The organism is Devosia albogilva, assembly GCF_042685625.1.
GTDB classification, from domain to species: Bacteria; Pseudomonadota; Alphaproteobacteria; order Rhizobiales; family Devosiaceae; genus Devosia; species Devosia albogilva.
Genome location: NZ_JBHUNP010000001.1, coordinates 1,962,684 through 1,978,571, shown reverse-complemented (window position 1 = coordinate 1,978,571; position 15,888 = coordinate 1,962,684). Strand labels below are relative to the sequence as shown.

Below are 15,888 nucleotides of genomic sequence, written 5' to 3'. Positions count from 1 at the left end.
GGTGAGGGGTTGCCGCCACCCGCTCGGAGCGAGTGGCGAGACCGCGAACCCCTCATCCGTCGGCTGCGCCGACACCTTCTCCCGCAAGGGGAGAAGGGGGCTCCGCGGTCGTGACGACTAGACGAACCGGTTGACCAGGTTTTCGAGGTATTCCTGGCGGCCGGAGCGGGGTTGGGGGTTGATGTTGTCGCTGTCGACCTTGGCGGCGATGTCGGCGAGGCTGAGCTTGCCGCCGAGGATGTCGGCACCGATGCCGCTGTTCCAGCCGGCATAACGGTCGTCGAGCGCGCGATCGAACTCACCGTCCTCGATCAGGGCAGCAGCGCCCTTGAGGCCGCGGGCCAAGGTGTCGAGGCCGAGGATGTGGCCGTGCAGCAGGTCCGCCGGATCGAGGGACTGGCGGCGCACCTTGGCGTCGAAGTTGAAGCCGCCCTTGCCGAGGCCGCCTTGCTTGAGGATGTAGTAGAAGGCCAGCGCCATTTCGCCCGGATTGTTGGGGAAGTGGTCGGTGTCCCAGCCGGACTGCAGGTCGTTGCGGTTGGCGTCGACCGAGCCGAGCATGCCGAGGGAGGAAGCAACGGCGAGTTCGTGCTCGAAGGAGTGACCGGCGAGGAAGGCGTGGCCGACCTCGATGTTGCACTTCACCTTCTTTTCGAGACCGTACTTCTGCAGGAATCCATACACGGTGGCGACGTCGTAGTCGTACTGGTGCTTGGACGGCTCCTGCGGCTTGGGCTCGATCAGGATCTGGCCCTTGAAGCCGATCTTTTCGGCGTGCTCGATCACCAGCGTCAGGAAGCGGGCCATCTGGTCCTGCTCCTGGCCGATCCTGGTGTTGAGCAGAGTTTCGTAGCCTTCGCGGCCGCCCCAGAGGACGTAGTTTTCGCCGCCGAGCTCGTTGGTCAGCTCGAGCACGGCCTTCACCTGGCCGGCGGCATAGGCGAACACTTCCGGATCGGGGTTGGTGGCGGCACCGGCCATGTAGCGGCGGTTGGAGAACAGGTTCGCCGTGCCCCAGAGCAGCCTCTTGCCGGTGCGCTGCATGTTCTGGGCGATGAGGTCGCCGATGACGCGCAGGTTCCTGTTGCTTTCGGCGAGGGTGTCGCCCTCGGGCGCCACGTCGACGTCATGGAAGGCAAAGAACGGCACGTCGATGAGGTCGAAGAACTCGAACGCCACTTCGGTCTTGAGCTTGGCGCCTTCGAGGCCCTTGTCGAACCAGGGGCGGTCGAAGGTGCGGCCGCCGAACGGGTCGCCGCCTTCCTGGGCGAAGGTGTGCCAATAGGCGATGGCGGGGCGGATATGGTCTTCCATCCGCTTGCCGGCGACGATTTCGTCCTTGTTGTAGTGGCGATAGGCCAGCGGGTTCTTGCTGTCCGGGCCTTCATACTTGACCTGGCTCAGGCCTTGGAAAAAGTCACTCACGTACGGGTCTCCTCGATAGCGGGGTACAGGGCGCGGTAACGCGCATACTGGTCGAAATAGGCGGCCGACAGCGAACGGTCGGGCGCGATGGTGGTCTTGATGGGTGGCATGGTCATGACGGCCTCGGGCTTGACCCCTTCGGCCGCGCAGAGGCCGAGCCGGGCAGCGCCGAGCGCGCCGCCGAAATCGCCGTCGGCCGGCAGGGCGATCTCCATGTCGAGATTGGTGGCGAGCATGTTGAGCCACAGCTCGGACTTCGAACCGCCGCCGACGGCGAGGAGGCGGTTGATGCTGGTGCCGGCGTCGGCGAGGACGCGCTGGCAATCGCGCATGGCGAAGGTGACGCCTTCCATGACGGCTTGGGCCATCTGGGCGGTGTCGGTCGACTGCGACAGGCCGACAAAGGAGCCGCGGGCACCGGCATTGTTGTGCGGGGTGCGCTCACCCGAGAGGTAAGGCAGGAAGATCGCTTCGCCGGGGCCGCGGAACTGCCGTTCGGCCTCGCCGGAGAGCTCGGCCTGCTTCTTGCCGGTGATGCGGGAAAGCCAGTTCAGCGAGTCGGTTGCCGACAGGATCACGCCCATCTGGTGCCAGGTGTCGGGAATGGCGTGGCAGAAGGCGTGGACGGCGCCTTCGGTGTTGGGGCTGAAGCGCTCGTTGGAGACAAACAGCACGCCCGACGTGCCGAGGGAGACGAAGCCCTCGCCGGGGCGGATGGCACCGATACCGCAGGCGGCGGCGGCATTGTCACCGGCGCCGCCGGCGACGATCACCGCCCCGTCCATGCCCCAGCGCTGCGCCAGCTCCCGCTTGAGCTGGGCCGAGGCGGCGGAGCCTTCCACGAGGCGCGGCATGTGCTCGCGGGTGAGGCCGGTGACGGCAAGGAGTTCATCGGACCAGTCGCGCTTGGCGACATCGAGCCAGAGCGTGCCGGCGGCATCGGACATTTCCTCGACATGCTCGCCGGTGAGCAGCAGGCGGACATAGGCCTTGGGCAGCAGGACCTTGGCGATCTTGCCGAAAACCTCGGGCTCGTGCTTGCGGACCCAGGCGATCTTGGGGGCGGTGAAGCCGGGCATGGCGATGTTGCCGGCGATCTGCCTGAGGCTCGGGAGCGCCGCTTCCATCTCCAGGCACTCGGCGGCGGAGCGGCCGTCGTTCCAGAGGATGCAGGGGCGGAGGACCTCGTCGTCCTTGCCGAGGAGCGTGGCGCCGTGCATGTGGCCGGAGAGGCCAATGCCGCGGACGGCGGCGAGTTCAGCGGGGTGCGAGGCCTTGAGCTTGTCGATGGCGGCGAGGGTTGCCGTCCACCAGTCGGCGGGGTTCTGCTCGGACCAGCCGGGCTGGGGGCGCACGGGCTCGACGGCGGGCGCCGAGGCTTCGCCGAGGGCGCGGCCATGCTCGTCGATCAGGAGCGCCTTGACGCCGGACGTGCCGATATCAATGCCGAGATAGCTCATGAGGCACGTACCTCATTCAGGTACATGAACGACATGTGAATGATTCCTCCCTGCCCCTGAACGGGGGTTTGCCGGCTGCTTGATTGACCGGGCTTCTAGCGCAGATTGTCGCGCAGGAAAATCCCGATTTCAATGGGGAGGGTCACGACGCTGCCCCCCTGCCCCAGCGCAATGCTGCGGGCGGCGGTGATGGCCTCGCGGATTTCGCCATCGGGGTTCTGGTCGAGGACGACGTCGATGGCGCCGGTGGTGAGGCCGCGGCGGGTGGGCGCAGTCAACTCGTGGGCGATGACGCGGAGCTGGTGGGTGCGGCCGGAGGCGCCGATGGCGGCAACGAGGCCGGCATTGCCAGCGCCGAGATTGTAGATGCCGGCGAGATCGGGATGGTCGGCGAGGAGCTGGCCGACGATAGCCTCGGTTTCACTGCGTTCGTCGTGGCCTTCAAGCGGGCCGACCAGGGTGATGGCGGGGAATTCGGTTTCGATGACGGCGCGGAAGCCGGCGAGGCGGTCGGCGTGGTCGCGCAGGTGCAGCGAACCGGCGATCACGGCGACGGTGCCGCCCTGGGGCAGGAAGCGGCCCATCAGCGAGGCGGCGGTGCAGCCGGCGGCGTGATTGTCGATGCCGATGAAGGCGCGGCGCTGCGAGCCCGGCAGGTCGGAGACGAGGGTCAGGACGGCGATGCCGCGGCGGGTGGCGGCATCGACTGCGGCCATCACCGAGGGTTCTTCGCTGGCAACGACGATCGCGCAGTCGCACTGGCGCGGATCGAGCGCGTCGAGTGCGGCGGCGAGGGCATCGGCGTCGAGCGGCGGCAGGCGGTAGGTGTCGATGTGGACGCGGTCGGCGAGCGCGATGTCGCTGCGGCGGCCCAGTGCCTCGGCGAGGCTTTCCATGAACTCGTTGGAGGAGTCGGGGATCAGGAAGGCGAGGTTGAGGTCGCGGGCGCGGGCGAGGAGCGAGGCGCCGAGATCGCGGGTGAAGCCGATGCGCTCGATGGCCTCGGCGACCTTCTCGGCGGTGGCCGGGCGGACGCCGGGGCGGCCATTGAGCACGCGATCGACGGTGGCAAGGGAGACACCGGCGGCGCGGGCCACGTCGTGGACCGTTGCGCGGCGCCTGACGCCGATTTCGTTCACAGGGGTCGTCCTTTTGCTGTTGCGCCGACCTTTCGCATCGGGGCGGCAAAGGTCAAGTGCCCGATTGCCGGGATGGCGGAAAGCAGGCTAGACCACTGCCGGATTTCGCAAGGGGAGAGGATGCGATGGCCATTTCCGTCACCACGATCGGCGAGCATCGCGGCAAGCGCGTCGACCAGTTCCGGCTGACCAGCGACACCGGGCATGTGGTCGACATCATCTCCTATGGCGTGGTGGTGCGCGACTGGCGGGTGCCGGTCAAGGGCGGCGAGCGCGGGGTGGTGCTGGGGTTCGACGAGTTCGCGCCCTACCCCGAGCATTCCCCGCATTTCGGCGCCGTGACGGGGCGCGTTGCCAACCGCATCAAGGGCGCGAGCTTCGAGCTCGGCGGCAAGACCCACAAGCTCGAGGCCAATGTCGGCGACCTGCAGTTGCATGGCGGGGTCGAGGGGCTCGGCATGCAGGTGTGGGACGGGCACGTCAACACTGCTGCCAACAGCGTGCTGTTTACGCATGTGTCGGCCGACGGAGCGATGGGCTATCCGGGCAACGTCAATTTCAGCGCCATCTATACGCTGACCGGCAACCGGCTGCGGCTGAACCTGCATGCCTCGCCGGACTGCCCGACGCCGATCAGCCTGGTGCAGCACCAGTATTTCAACCTCGGCACCACCGACACGGTGCTCGACCACCTGATCCAGGTGAATTCGAGCGCCTATACCGAACTCGGGCCGGATCTGGCGCCCACCGGCTCGATCCTGCCCTCGCGCGGGACACGGTATGACCTGCGGTCGCCGCGGACCATGCGCGACGAGGCCGGCAACCCGGTGGAGTACGACATCGGCATGGCGCTCGACACCGGCCGGGATTTTGCGGATCCGATCGCGACGGTGATGTCGCCGGAGCGCGACCTGACGCTGAAGCTGTGGAGCGACCGGCCGGGGGTGCAGGTCTATAACGGGGTGTGGACCGACGTCGAAGTGCCGGGCATCGGCGGCCGCCGCTACGGCAAGCATTCGGGCTTCTGCCTCGAGGACCAGAACTTCGCCGACGCGGTGCACAACCCGCATTTCCCCAGCGTGATCAGCACGCCGGAGCGGCCGTATCGGCACTGGAGCGTGTTCGAGATCGGGTAGGAATTCTGTGGCCGCGACCAACAGGGCTGATGGCGCACTCGCTGCGGGCGCAGTGCCATGGATTGCCGGGACGAGCCCGGCAATGACGAAGGCGCGATAGGGCAGAGTCTCTTCACATCGTCACCACCGGGCTTTTCCCGGTGGTCCAGCGAACAGTGCGGCTCGCTCACTATCGGCGACGAGCCGTGGCGTCATTCCCGCGCAGGCGGGAATCCACCCTTTCACTGCGTTCATCAAGAGAATGGATCCCCGCCTTCGCGGGGATGACCCGGTAGAGGGATGTGCACGCCAATCTCGCGCCGGCACTGGACATCTTCCCCCTGCCCCACTCAAATCGGCGCATGACTGACGATCCGCGATTCCCTGATGTGATGTTGCTGGCCGCGGGGCTGGGGACGCGGATGCGGCCGATTACGGAGGATTTGCCGAAGCCGCTGGTGCCGGTGGCGGGGATACCGCTGATCGAGCGGATCATCGCCAATGCGCGGGCCGAAGGGGCGCGGCGGTTCGTTGCCAATGCCCATTATCGCGCCGACCAGGTGCTGGCGCATTTCGGCGGGCTGCTCAAGGTCAGCCGCGAGGAGGTGCTGCTGGGCACCGGGGGCGGGGTGAAGCGGGCGCTGCCGATGCTGGCGAGCGACCCGATCTTCGTGATGAATACCGATGCCTTCTGGCCCCGCGGGGCGGATCAGCCACTGGGGCGGATGGTGACGCTGCACGACCGGGGCGAGGCCGATATCGTGCTGCTGTGCGTCCATCCGCGCAACGCCACGGGCTTTCACCGCAGCCATGATTTCTGCCTGGCGCCGGATGGGCACATCACGCTCGATTACGGGGCGCCGGTGATCTATGCCGGCGTGGCGCTTATCAGCCGGTGGCTGTTCGATGACACGCCGGACGGGCCGTTCTCGCTGAACCGACTGTTCGAGCAGACGCTCGAGGCGGATCGGCTGATGGGCGTGGTGCTGGATGCCGAGTGGTTCCATGTCGGGGACCCCGAGGCGCTGGCCGAGGCGGAGCGACGCCTCGCATGAGGCTTTATTCGATCGCGCCGCATGCCCCGTTCATTCCGACGCTGGCGGAACGCGTGCTCGACGGCACGCTGCTCCACGGCTGGCAGCAAGAGGGGCCGTTCTGGCTGGCCGACGTCACCATCATCCTGCCGACGCGGCGGGCGCGTCTGGCGCTGGCAGACGAGTTCGCGCGCCGTGGCCACCACCTGCTGCCGGACCTGAGAACGCTTGGTGGCGAGGTGGAGGACGAGGAGCCGTTCCTGCCGCCCTTCGACGCCCCGGCCCTGCCGCAACCGGCAACGGCGCTGGAGCGACGGCTGGTGCTGAGCCGCCTGGTGGCGGAGTGGGCGGCTTCGGGGGTGGGCCGGCAGGCGTTTTCGACGCCACCGACGCCGGCCGAGATCCTTGCCATGGCCGAGTCGCTGGGCGAGGTGATCGACGACCTGATCACCGAGGAGCGGACCGCGACCGACATCCGCGCCGTCGCGGCCGAGCGCAGCGCCGACCTCGGTGAATACTGGCAGCAGACGCTGCAGTTCCTCGACATTGCCCTGACCTTTTGGCCGCAGCATCTCGGGGCGGTCGGGCGCGCCGATGCGGCCTGGCTCCGCAACCAGCGGCTGGAGCGGCAGGCCGGAGCGGCGGCGTGGCTGTTCGGCGACAAGCCGGTGATCGCGGCGGGTTCGACCGGCTCCATCCCCGCGACGGCGCGCCTGCTGGGCGCCATCGCCCGGCTGCCGCGCGGTGCGGTGGTGCTGCCGGGGCTCGACACGACGATGAGCGCGACCGAGCACGAGGACCTGCTGAACGCCCAGAACCAGCCGCATGGGCACCCGCAGTATGGGCTTGCGAGCCTGCTGCGGCGGCTCGGCGCGACGGTGTCTTCGGTGTCCGAACTGGCGGAGGGCGACGACACGCGGACGCGGCTGGTCAACACGGCACTGAACCTTGCCAAGGACACGGCCCGCTGGACCGACGAGAAGCTGAAGCTGACGCCGATGGAAATCGGCATGGCCACCGCCGGCATTTCGGTGATCCGGGCGCGCAACGAGGACGAGGAGGCGCGTGCCATTGCCCTCGCCGCCCGGGCGGCGCTGGCGGACAAGCGCACGGTGGGGATCGTGTCCCCCGACCGGAACCTGGCGCGGCGGATCGCGGCCGAACTCAAGCGCTTCAGCATCCATGTTGACGATTCCGCCGGCACGCCGCTGTTCCAGGCAGCGGCAGGGCGGCTGTTGCGGCAGATCCTGGCGGTGGCGGCGGGCGGCTGCGCACCGGTCGACATCATGGCGCTGTTGCGCAACCGGGCCGCGACCTTCGGGCTCGAGCGCGCAGCGGTGCGGCGGCTGGCCGACGACATCGAGCTCGGGCTGTTGCGCGGACAGCGGGCGGCGCCGGGGCTCGACGGGCTGCGGCAGCTCCTCGCCGACAATCTCGACGAGACCACGCGCTATCCGGCGAAACGGCTCAAGGATCATCATCGCGAGCCGCTGGAGGATCTGTTCGGGCGGATCGAGGCGGCCATCTCGCCGCTGGCGAAACTGATGGAGCAGCCCTCCATTGCCGCGAGCGACCTGGCGCGCTGCCTGTGCACGGCGCTCGAGGCGGTGGCGGACGGCGCCGACCTGCCGGGGCGCGACGAGCTTGGGCGCTGGGCGGCGGAGATGGCAGCGCAGGCGGGCGAGGGGCATCGCTTCGTGCCGTTCGGGCTCGATGGGGTGCTGGCGCAACTGACCAGCGGCTTCAACGTGCGCACTGCCGAGGACCGGCGGCAGGACATCGCCATCTGGGGGCGGCTGGAGGCGCGGCTGATGAACCCCGATATCCTGATCCTTGCGGGGCTCAACGAGGACATCTGGCCCGAAGTCGCCGACCCCGGGCCCTGGCTCAGCCGCGGCATGCGGCTGGCCGCGGGGCTCGAACCGCCGGAGCGGCGGCAGGGCCAGGCCGCCCATGACTTCGTGCAGGGGCTGGGCAATCGTGAGGTGACCATCGCGTATGCCGAGCGGGTGGGCTCGGGTCCGGCGCAGCCCTCGCGGCTGCTGCAGCGGCTCGAAGCCTTCGTGGGCGAGGCCGGGCACTGGCGCGACCGCGGGGCGCCGTGGCTGGAACAGGCGCGGCGGCTCGATGCGGTGACCGAGGTGACGCCCGCAGGCCGGCCGGCACCCAACCCGCCGGTCGAGGAGCGGCCGCGCAAGCTGTCGGTGACGGCGATCGAGACGCTGATGCGCTCGCCCTATGACATCTATGCCGCCACGGTGCTGAAGCTGAAGCCGCTCGACGCGCTGGGCGAGACGGCGGAGGCGCGCGACCGCGGCAACACCGTGCACGAGATTCTGTCGCGCTTCGTGATCGAAGGGCACCCGGCACGGGCGCCGGATGCGCTGGAGCGCATCATGCACATCGCCGAGGAAGAGTTCGGGCGGCTGCATGTCAGCACGGAACTCAGGGCCATCTGGCTGCGGCGGTTCGAAACGGCGGCGCGGCAGTTCCTCGACTATGAGAGCGAGCGCGAGCCGCTGGTGAAACAGCGCCATGCCGAGATCAAGGGCGTTTGGGCCCTGCCCTCCGGCTTCACGCTGACCGGGCGCGCCGACCGGGTGGACGAATTGGCCGACGGCACGCTGGAATTGATGGACTTCAAGACCGGCGGCGTGCCGGCGCCGGGGGCGATGCGGGCGTTCGAGGCACCGCAATTGCTGCTGGAGGCGGCAATGGCCGAGGCCGGGGCGATGGAGGGCGTCAAGCCGGCGGCGAGTTCGGCGCTGACCTATGTGAAGATCGGGCTCGGGCCCGACGCCTTCTCGCCCAAGCCGTTCAGCCTCGCCGAAGGCCACGACGTGATGAGCGCGGCGGCCGAGACGGCGCGGCGCATGCAGGGGCATGTCGACTATTTCCTGTTCCGCGAGACGCCGATGCCGGCGCGGTTGCTGCCGGTGAAGAACCAGCGCTTCCCCGGCGCCTATGACCATCTGATGCGCATGCAGGAGTGGACCGCGGTCGATGAGGACGAGGAGGAGCTGTGGTGAGCGATCGCGGCAAACTCTCGGTTCCGGCCTCGACCCAGCGCTTCCAGGCGCAGTCGGCCGATCCGCGCCAGTCGATCTGGGTGGGTGCCAATGCCGGCTCGGGCAAGACCTTCGTGTTGACCCAGCGGGTGTTGCGCCTGCTGCTGAGCGGGGCGCAGCCGCAGAGCATCCTCTGCCTCACCTATACCAAGGCGGCGGCGGCGGAGATGCGCGGGCGCGTGGCGCAGCGGCTGGCCGAATGGGCGGTGATGCCCGAGGCCGAGCTGCTGAGGGAATTGCGCAAGCTCGAAGGGCCGGCGGCGCCGAAGCTGCTGGAGCGGGCGCGGACGCTGTTTGCCCATGCGCTGGAAACGCCGGGTGGGCTGAAGATCGTCACCATTCACGCCTTCTGCGAGTCGGTGCTGCACCGGTTTCCGCTCGAAGCCGGGGTGCCGTTCGACTTTGCGGTGATCGAGGAGGAGGAGCGCGCCGGACTGGTGCGCAGCGCCCGCGAGGCGGTGCTGGCGGAGGGCCTGCGCGGAGAAGGCGCGGCCGAGGCGGTGCTGACCCTGTTCGACCGGCTCAGCAATTTCCAGATCGAGGAGGCGGTGGACCTCGCGCTCAGCGACATGCGGCGGCTGAAATCGGTGCTGGACGACGTCGCCGGCAGCAAGAGGCGGTTGCGGTGGCTGGTGGGCGAGGTCAGCGGGTCGGCCGAGCAGTTGCGGCACGACATGACCGAAGCGAGCCTGCTTACGGCGGCGGATATTCGCGAGGTCGTGGCGCTGTGCGACGGCAAGCCGGAAGGGCGGCGCTTCGTCGACCTCCTGGCGCGGCTCGACCCGGAGCGGCCGACGCCGCGGCTGTTGCGGGCGGCGTTCCTCACGGGTGACGGCAAGCCCCGGGCGCTCGGCACGGCGGCGCTGCGAGGGAAATATCCGGCGGTGTTCGCGCGGCTCGAGGCCGAGCAGGAGCGGATCATCGGGCTGGTCGAGGCGCTGGCACGGGCGGAGCTGGTCGAGCGCAGCGAAGCGCTGCTCGACGTGGTGGCGGCGATCGTCAGCCGCTACGAGCGGCACAAGCGGGCGCGGTCGCTGCTCGATTTCGATGACCTGGTGGAGCGGCTGGGCGACCTCTTCGCCGATCGGGCGGTGGGCGCCTGGGTGCAGTACAAGCTCGATGCCGGGATCGACCATATCCTCGTGGACGAGGGGCAGGATACCAACCCGGAGCAGTGGCGGGTGGTGCGGTCGGTGGTGGAAGAGTTCATCGACAATGCCGGGGCGGCGTCGCGGCCGCGCTCGTTCTTTGCGGTGGGCGACCAGAAGCAGTCGATCTACTCGTTCCAGGGGGCGGAGCCGGCGCTGTTCGGGGATACCGGGCGGCGGTTCGGGATGGCGGCCAAGCAGGTGGGCATCCCGTTTGCCGACGTGCCGCTCAGGACCAGCTTCCGCACGCTCAAGGAGATCCTTGCGGCGGTCGACAAGGTGGCAGCGCTGCCCGAGGTGTGGCCGGCGCTGCTCGAGACCGATCAGGTGCAGCACGAGGCGGCGCGCGAGCAGGTGGGCGGCAGCGTGACGCTGTGGCCGCCGGTACAGCAGCAGCCGCCGGCGGTGCGCGCCGGACAGTGGCCGCTGGAGCCGGCGACCGGCGCCGAGCGGACGGCGCCACGGCAACTGGCGGAACGGATCGCTCGCGAGATCAAGGGCTGGATCAAAGCCAAGCGGCCGCTGGCGGGGCGCGGGCGGCCGATCGGGCCGGACGACGTGATGGTGCTGGTGCAGTCGCGCGGGGCGGTGTTCCAGGAGATCATCCGGGCGCTCAGGCGCGAGGGACTGCCGACACCCGGCGCGGACCGACTGGAGGTGACGACGCATATCGCCGTGCTCGACCTGATGGCGCTCTGCGACGTGCTGCTGAACCCGGCGGACGACCTGCAACTGGCGGCGCTGTTGCGCTCGCCGCTGTTCGACGTCAGCGAGGACGATCTCTACCAGGTGGCACGGGGGCGCCAGCGCACGCTGTGGCGCGCGCTCAGGGACTGTGCCGTGCCGGCCTGCGCCGACGCCTACGGGCGGCTGCGGCGGTGGCGGGGCGAGCTCGATTTCGAGCGGCCGTTCGAGTTTCTGAGCCAGGTGCTCTATGCCGAGGGCGGGCTGAAGCGCTTCCACGCCCGGCTGGGCGAGGAGGTGGACGACGTGTTCGCCGAACTGCTGGAGCTGGCGCTGGCGCATGAGCAGACCGAGCAGCCGTCGCTGCAGGGGTTCGTCGCGGCACTGCGGCGCACGGAAGTGTCGATCAAGCGCGAGCTGGCCGAGGCGGGCAGTGGCGTCAGGGTGATGACGGTGCATGGCGCCAAGGGGCTCGAGGCGCCGATCGTGATCCTCGCCGATGCGGCGTCGAAACCGCAGGGGCGGCAGACCAGCCGGCCCGTCTATGTGCTGCCCAGCGCGCCGGGGCCGCTGCTGGTCCATGCCGCCAATCGAGCGCAGCACGTCGCCGACAGCCAGGCGGTGCGCGACACGGTGGAGGCGGCGCTGCTGCAGGAATATTGGCGCAAGCTCTATGTCGGCATGACCCGCGCCGAGGACGAACTCTATGTCACCGGGGCGCTGACGCAGACCGGTTCGCTCGACGGCACCTGGTACGATGCGGTGGAGCGGGCACTGCGGCCCGACTGCGAGGTGGTGACCGGCGACGATGGAGCCGAAACGGCGCTGATCTATCCGGCCGAGCGGACGCCGCCCCAGCCGGTGAGCCGGCCGACCGAGGCGCCACCGGCGCAGCGGCAGCCGCTCAGCCTTGAGGCGGTGGCGGAGCCGGTGCGGGCGCCGGTGGTGACGCCATCCACCGCGGGCAAGGGCGGCAGCGCCGGAGGGCGGATGGGGGCGCTCGACACGGCGGCAGAGCGGGTGCGCGATGCCGAGACGGCGCGCAAGGAGGGCATCGCGGTCCATGCGCTGCTGCAGCATCTGGGGCGATTCGAGCCGGCCGAATGGCGCGAGGTGATCCCGCGGGCGCTGATGAGCCTGGTGCCGGAAAGCGCCGCGCATCACGCGGTCATCGCCGAGCGGGCGATCCGCATTCTCGAGAACCCGGCGCACCGGCGGCTGTTCGGCCCCGGCAGCCGTGCCGAGGTGCCGTTCCTCCTCGAGGCGGAGCGCGACGGCAAGCCGATCCGGCTCGCCGGACGCTTCGACCGGCTCGTGGTTGACGACTCGGGTGTGCTGGTGGTGGACTACAAGTCCGACGCGTCGGTGCCCACGGAGGTGGGCGCGGTGCCGGGGAACTATCGAACCCAGCTCGGATTATATGCGTTGGTTGCAGGTCAGCTCTTTCCCGGGAAGCCGGTTGCTGCGGCAATCCTCTGGACTGAACTGGAATCACTGATGAATCTGCCGCCGGAGATGCTGGCGGCGGCAAGCCGGGGCTTCACCATGCGGTGACCTGTCTTGCCCTCTGGCTGGACACGCACCAGCTTTGGGGACACAAGACCCGCCGCTTCAATCAAAGGCAATAATCGACATGACCAAACAGGTTTCCGACGCCACCTTCGGCGAGGAAGTACTCAACAGCAAGGAACCCGTGCTGGTGGATTTCTGGGCGGAATGGTGCGGGCCCTGCCGGGCGATCGCCCCCGTGCTCGAGGAACTGAGCACCGAGCTCGCCGGCAAGGTGAAGATCGTCAAGCTCAACGTCGACGAGAACCCCGCGATCACCGCCCAGTATGGTGTGCGCTCCATCCCCACCATGATCCTGTTCAAGGGTGGTGAAGCCGCCGACATGAAGATCGGCGCCGGCACCCCCAAGGCCGGGCTGAGCAAGTGGCTCGAGGGCCACGCCGCGTAAGTCTATTCGCGGCGGAGATTCATGGCACCGCCGGAGCGATCCGGCGGTGTTTTTGTTTGTGGGGGCGGTGGGTGTGGAGGGAACCTGCGCCCAAAGGTGGTGAGTGTGGAGAGGACCCCCACCCAACCTCCCCTGGGAGGGGGAGGGGCGGGCTGGTGAGTGTGGAGGGACCCCGCGCCCAAAGGGGTGGCTGGTGGGTGTGGAGGGAACCCCCACCCTGCCTCCCCCTGAAGGGGGAGGGGCGCATCGAGCTTGCCTTGCTGTCTCGACATCTACCGGCCTGGTCCTTCCCCCTTCAGGGGGAGGTTAGGTGGGGGTGCGACACCACATCTGGTATCTTGCTGCACGCACGAGCCACGATGTAGCATCTCCTCCTACAGGAGAGACTCACATGGCCCAACATGTCACCGACAGCGATTTCACCGCGGAAGTGCTTCAATCCGACCGGCCGGTGCTGGTGGATTTCTGGGCCGAGTGGTGCCCGCCCTGTGTGGCCATGTCGCCGACCATCGATGCGCTGGCCGACGAACTCGCCGCGACGGTGAAGATCGTCAAGCTCGACGTCGACAGCAACCCGGCAACGACCGTCGCCTACAACGTCCGCTCCATGCCGACGCTGATCGTGTTCCGCAACGGCCAGCCGGTGGACCTCAAGGTCGGCGCCGGACAGTCGCGGGCACAACTGGTCAAGTGGCTGGAAACGGTGGCGGCCTGACAGGCCCTGTTTTTGCCCCCCGGTTCTGCTATGGCGGAGAAAAACCGGGAGGGCCAAAGCCTTGCAACAAATCGATGCCTTGCAACAAATCGATCTCGCCGCCGCGCCGTTCAACCTGGACGAGGCGGCGATGCAGTGGGTCCACACCACCCGCGACTCCCTAGCGCCGCGTGACAAGCTGGCCCAGCTCTTCGTGCTGATTTCGCGCGGGGACACTGAGGCGACGGTGCAACTGGTCCGCAGCTTCCGGCCCGGCGGCATCACCCGCTTCTATGGCACCGACCTGGCCGAAGAGGTGGACCTGATCCGGCAGGCCTCGGCGGCCACCACCCTGCCGCTGCTGGTCAGCGCCGATCTCGAAGGCAGCCGCATGAGCCTTGCCTTCGGCACGGAAGTGCCGAACCCGCTGGGGCTGGCGGCCGTCGACGACGTCGAGGCGACCACCGCGATCGCCACCATCATGGCCGAAGAGGCCAAGGCGGTCGGGCTCAACTGGAGCTTCACCCCGGTCATCGACATCAATGCCGCCTGGCAGAGCGCCATTGTCGGCACCCGCTCCTATGGCAGCGATGTCGACCGCATCGAGCGCCATGCCATGGCGCAGATCGAGGCCTTTCAGCGTCAGGGCGTTGCCGCCACGGTGAAGCACTGGCCCGGCGAGGGCTATGACGATCGCGACCAGCACCTCGTCACCACCGTCAACCCGCTGACGCTGGAGCAGTGGGAAGAAAGCTTCGGCCGGCTCTACCGCCGCGCCATCGCCGATGGGGTGATGAGCGTGATGTCGGCCCATATTGCGTTTCCCGCCTTCGTGCGTTCGCTCGATCCGGAGGCCGGCGCCGAGGCGTTCCGGCCGGCTTCGGTCAGCCGCCTCCTGACCACCGAACTGTTGCGCAACCGGCTCGGCTTCAACGGGCTGATCGTCTCCGACGCTACCGCCATGGCGGGCCTGGGCGACTGGGGCCCGCGCGAGGTGACGGTGCCGGAACTGGTGATCGCCGGCTGCGACGTCATCCTGTTCTCGGACGATCCGGAAGCCGATCTGATGCACCTGGTGCGGGCCGTCGCCGACGGGCGGCTGTCGCAGGAGCGGGTGGACGAGGCGGTGACCCGCGTGCTGGCGCTGAAGGCGGCCCTGGGCCTGCACCGGGACCGGCCGGCGCCGACGCTCGAATCAGCCCGGGCCAAGGTGGGCACCGGGGTGAGCCGCGCCACGGCGCGGGCGGTGACGGCGCGGGTGCCGACGCTGGTCAAGGACGTCGGCAACATCCTGCCGCTGTCGCCGGAGCGGCACCGCCGTGTGCTGGTCTATTCGACCGGGGCGATCATGCCCTTCGTGCCGCAGCCGATTCCGCTGAGCCTGCCCGAGCGCCTCACGGCAGAGGGCTTCGAGGTAACGGTGCACGAGCCCGGCACCATGGCCAATCCGCGCGACTACGACCTGGTGCTGTACCTGCTTGCCGAGGAAACGCTGATGACGCGCGGCCGCATCTTCCTCGACTGGCGGCGGCTGACCGGCTCGGTGTTCGGTGCCATGGCGCGGCACTGGCATCAGGTGCCTACGGTGATGGTGTCGCTGGGCTTCCCCTACTACCTCTACGACGCCCCGCGGGTGCCGGCCTACATCAACGCCTATGGCTCGAGCGAATCGATGCAGGCGGCGGTGCTGGAGGCGCTGCTCGGGCGGGCGCCGTTCGCGGGCACGAGCCCTGTGGACCCGTTCGTGGGGAGCGAGCAGGGGCGGTATTGAGGCGGATCAGTCGCCGGCGCGGAGTGCCAGACTGGACGCGGCGTCATTCCCGCGCAGGCGGGAATCCATACTTCCCAGGAACGCACGGAAAGAGTGGATCCCCGCCTGCGCGGGGATGACGTGGTGGCTCTTTCGGGATGCTCGGTGCGCTACGGATACGCATGGATTGCCGGGACGTGCCCGGCAATGACGATGCTCGCGAGGTGTGAGGCAGGCCGGGCAACATCGCCGCAAAAACAAAGGCGCCGGTCGTGACTTGCGTCAGGACCGGCGCCTTGGAAATGGTGCCCAGAAAAGGACTCGAACCTTCACGCCTTGCGGCACACGGACCTGAACCGTGCGCGTCTACCAATTCCGCCATCTGGGCGACGGGCGTGTTCCTAGGGGCAGGAC

10 protein-coding genes and 1 tRNA gene are annotated in these 15,888 nt (G+C 68.7%); 7 read left to right on the top strand and 4 right to left on the bottom strand.

The genetic code is table 11. The features are described from left to right. Positions 1–117: 117 nt before the first annotated feature. The 3 genes from xylA to ACFSX5_RS10025 all read right to left on the bottom strand — a co-directional run bounded on the left by xylA (position 118) and on the right by ACFSX5_RS10025 (position 4,024). Positions 118–1,425 (bottom strand): xylose isomerase, encoded by a 1,308-nt coding sequence (xylA, locus tag ACFSX5_RS10035; protein WP_386833209.1) that lies wholly within the window; start codon positions 1,423–1,425, stop codon positions 118–120. Next, on the bottom strand, positions 1,422–2,885 hold the full coding sequence (xylB, locus tag ACFSX5_RS10030) for a xylulokinase (protein ID WP_386833207.1): 1,464 nt from the start codon (positions 2,883–2,885) through the stop codon (positions 1,422–1,424). Before xylB ends, xylA begins: the two co-directional genes overlap by 4 nt. A gap of 95 nt (positions 2,886–2,980) precedes the next feature. After that, complete coding sequence (locus tag ACFSX5_RS10025; RefSeq protein ID WP_386833205.1) at positions 2,981–4,024, bottom strand: LacI family DNA-binding transcriptional regulator; 1,044 nt, start codon at positions 4,022–4,024, stop codon at positions 2,981–2,983. Between the two features lie 125 nt (positions 4,025–4,149). Between ACFSX5_RS10025 and ACFSX5_RS10020 the strand changes: the two genes are divergently transcribed. The 7 genes from ACFSX5_RS10020 (at position 4,150) to ACFSX5_RS09990 (ending at position 15,495) form a co-directional block, all read left to right on the top strand. After that, positions 4,150–5,160 carry an aldose epimerase family protein gene (locus ACFSX5_RS10020; protein ID WP_386833204.1) on the top strand — a complete coding sequence of 337 codons (1,011 nt, stop codon included), beginning with the start codon at positions 4,150–4,152 and terminating at the stop codon, positions 5,158–5,160. Between the two features lie 341 nt (positions 5,161–5,501). Continuing rightward, positions 5,502–6,194 carry a nucleotidyltransferase family protein gene (locus tag ACFSX5_RS10015; RefSeq protein WP_386833203.1) on the top strand — a complete coding sequence of 231 codons (693 nt, stop codon included), beginning with the start codon at positions 5,502–5,504 and terminating at the stop codon, positions 6,192–6,194. Continuing rightward, positions 6,191–9,202 (top strand): double-strand break repair protein AddB, encoded by a 3,012-nt coding sequence (gene addB / locus ACFSX5_RS10010; RefSeq protein ID WP_386833202.1) that lies wholly within the window; start codon positions 6,191–6,193, stop codon positions 9,200–9,202. Before ACFSX5_RS10015 ends, addB begins: the two co-directional genes overlap by 4 nt. Continuing rightward, on the top strand, positions 9,199–12,627 hold the full coding sequence (gene addA / locus ACFSX5_RS10005) for a double-strand break repair helicase AddA (RefSeq protein ID WP_386833201.1): 3,429 nt from the start codon (positions 9,199–9,201) through the stop codon (positions 12,625–12,627). The genes addB and addA overlap by 4 nt, the downstream gene beginning before the upstream one ends. A 79-nt stretch (positions 12,628–12,706) precedes the next feature. Further along, entirely contained in the window at positions 12,707–13,030 is a 324-nt protein-coding gene (gene trxA / locus ACFSX5_RS10000; RefSeq protein ID WP_386833200.1) for a thioredoxin, read from the top strand. A gap of 391 nt (positions 13,031–13,421) precedes the next feature. Then, positions 13,422–13,745 carry a thioredoxin gene (gene trxA, locus ACFSX5_RS09995; RefSeq protein ID WP_386833199.1) on the top strand — a complete coding sequence of 108 codons (324 nt, stop codon included), beginning with the start codon at positions 13,422–13,424 and terminating at the stop codon, positions 13,743–13,745. 130 nt (positions 13,746–13,875) lie between these two features. After that, positions 13,876–15,495 (top strand): glycoside hydrolase family 3 protein, encoded by a 1,620-nt coding sequence (locus tag ACFSX5_RS09990; protein WP_386835618.1) that lies wholly within the window; start codon positions 13,876–13,878, stop codon positions 15,493–15,495. Positions 15,496–15,777: 282 nt separating this feature from the next. On the opposite strand, the gene ACFSX5_RS09985 is transcribed toward ACFSX5_RS09990, so the two are convergent. Continuing rightward, positions 15,778–15,862, bottom strand: a tRNA-Leu gene (locus tag ACFSX5_RS09985). Between the last annotated feature and the right edge of the window lie 26 nt (positions 15,863–15,888).

Bases quoted from the DNA above. Each gene is read 5' to 3' on its own strand.
- ACFSX5_RS10020 (WP_386833204.1), top strand. From the start codon at position 4,150: ATGGCCATTTCCGTCACCACGATCGGCGAGCATCGCGGCAAGCGCGTC.
- ACFSX5_RS10015 (WP_386833203.1), top strand. From the start codon at position 5,502: ATGACTGACGATCCGCGATTCCCTGATGTGATGTTGCTGGCCGCGGGG.
- ACFSX5_RS09990 (WP_386835618.1), top strand. From the start codon at position 13,876: ATGCAGTGGGTCCACACCACCCGCGACTCCCTAGCGCCGCGTGACAAG.
- xylB (WP_386833207.1), bottom strand. From the start codon at position 2,885: ATGAGCTATCTCGGCATTGATATCGGCACGTCCGGCGTCAAGGCGCTC.
- trxA (WP_386833200.1), top strand. From the start codon at position 12,707: ATGACCAAACAGGTTTCCGACGCCACCTTCGGCGAGGAAGTACTCAAC.
- trxA (WP_386833199.1), top strand. From the start codon at position 13,422: ATGGCCCAACATGTCACCGACAGCGATTTCACCGCGGAAGTGCTTCAA.
- addB (WP_386833202.1), top strand. From the start codon at position 6,191: ATGAGGCTTTATTCGATCGCGCCGCATGCCCCGTTCATTCCGACGCTG.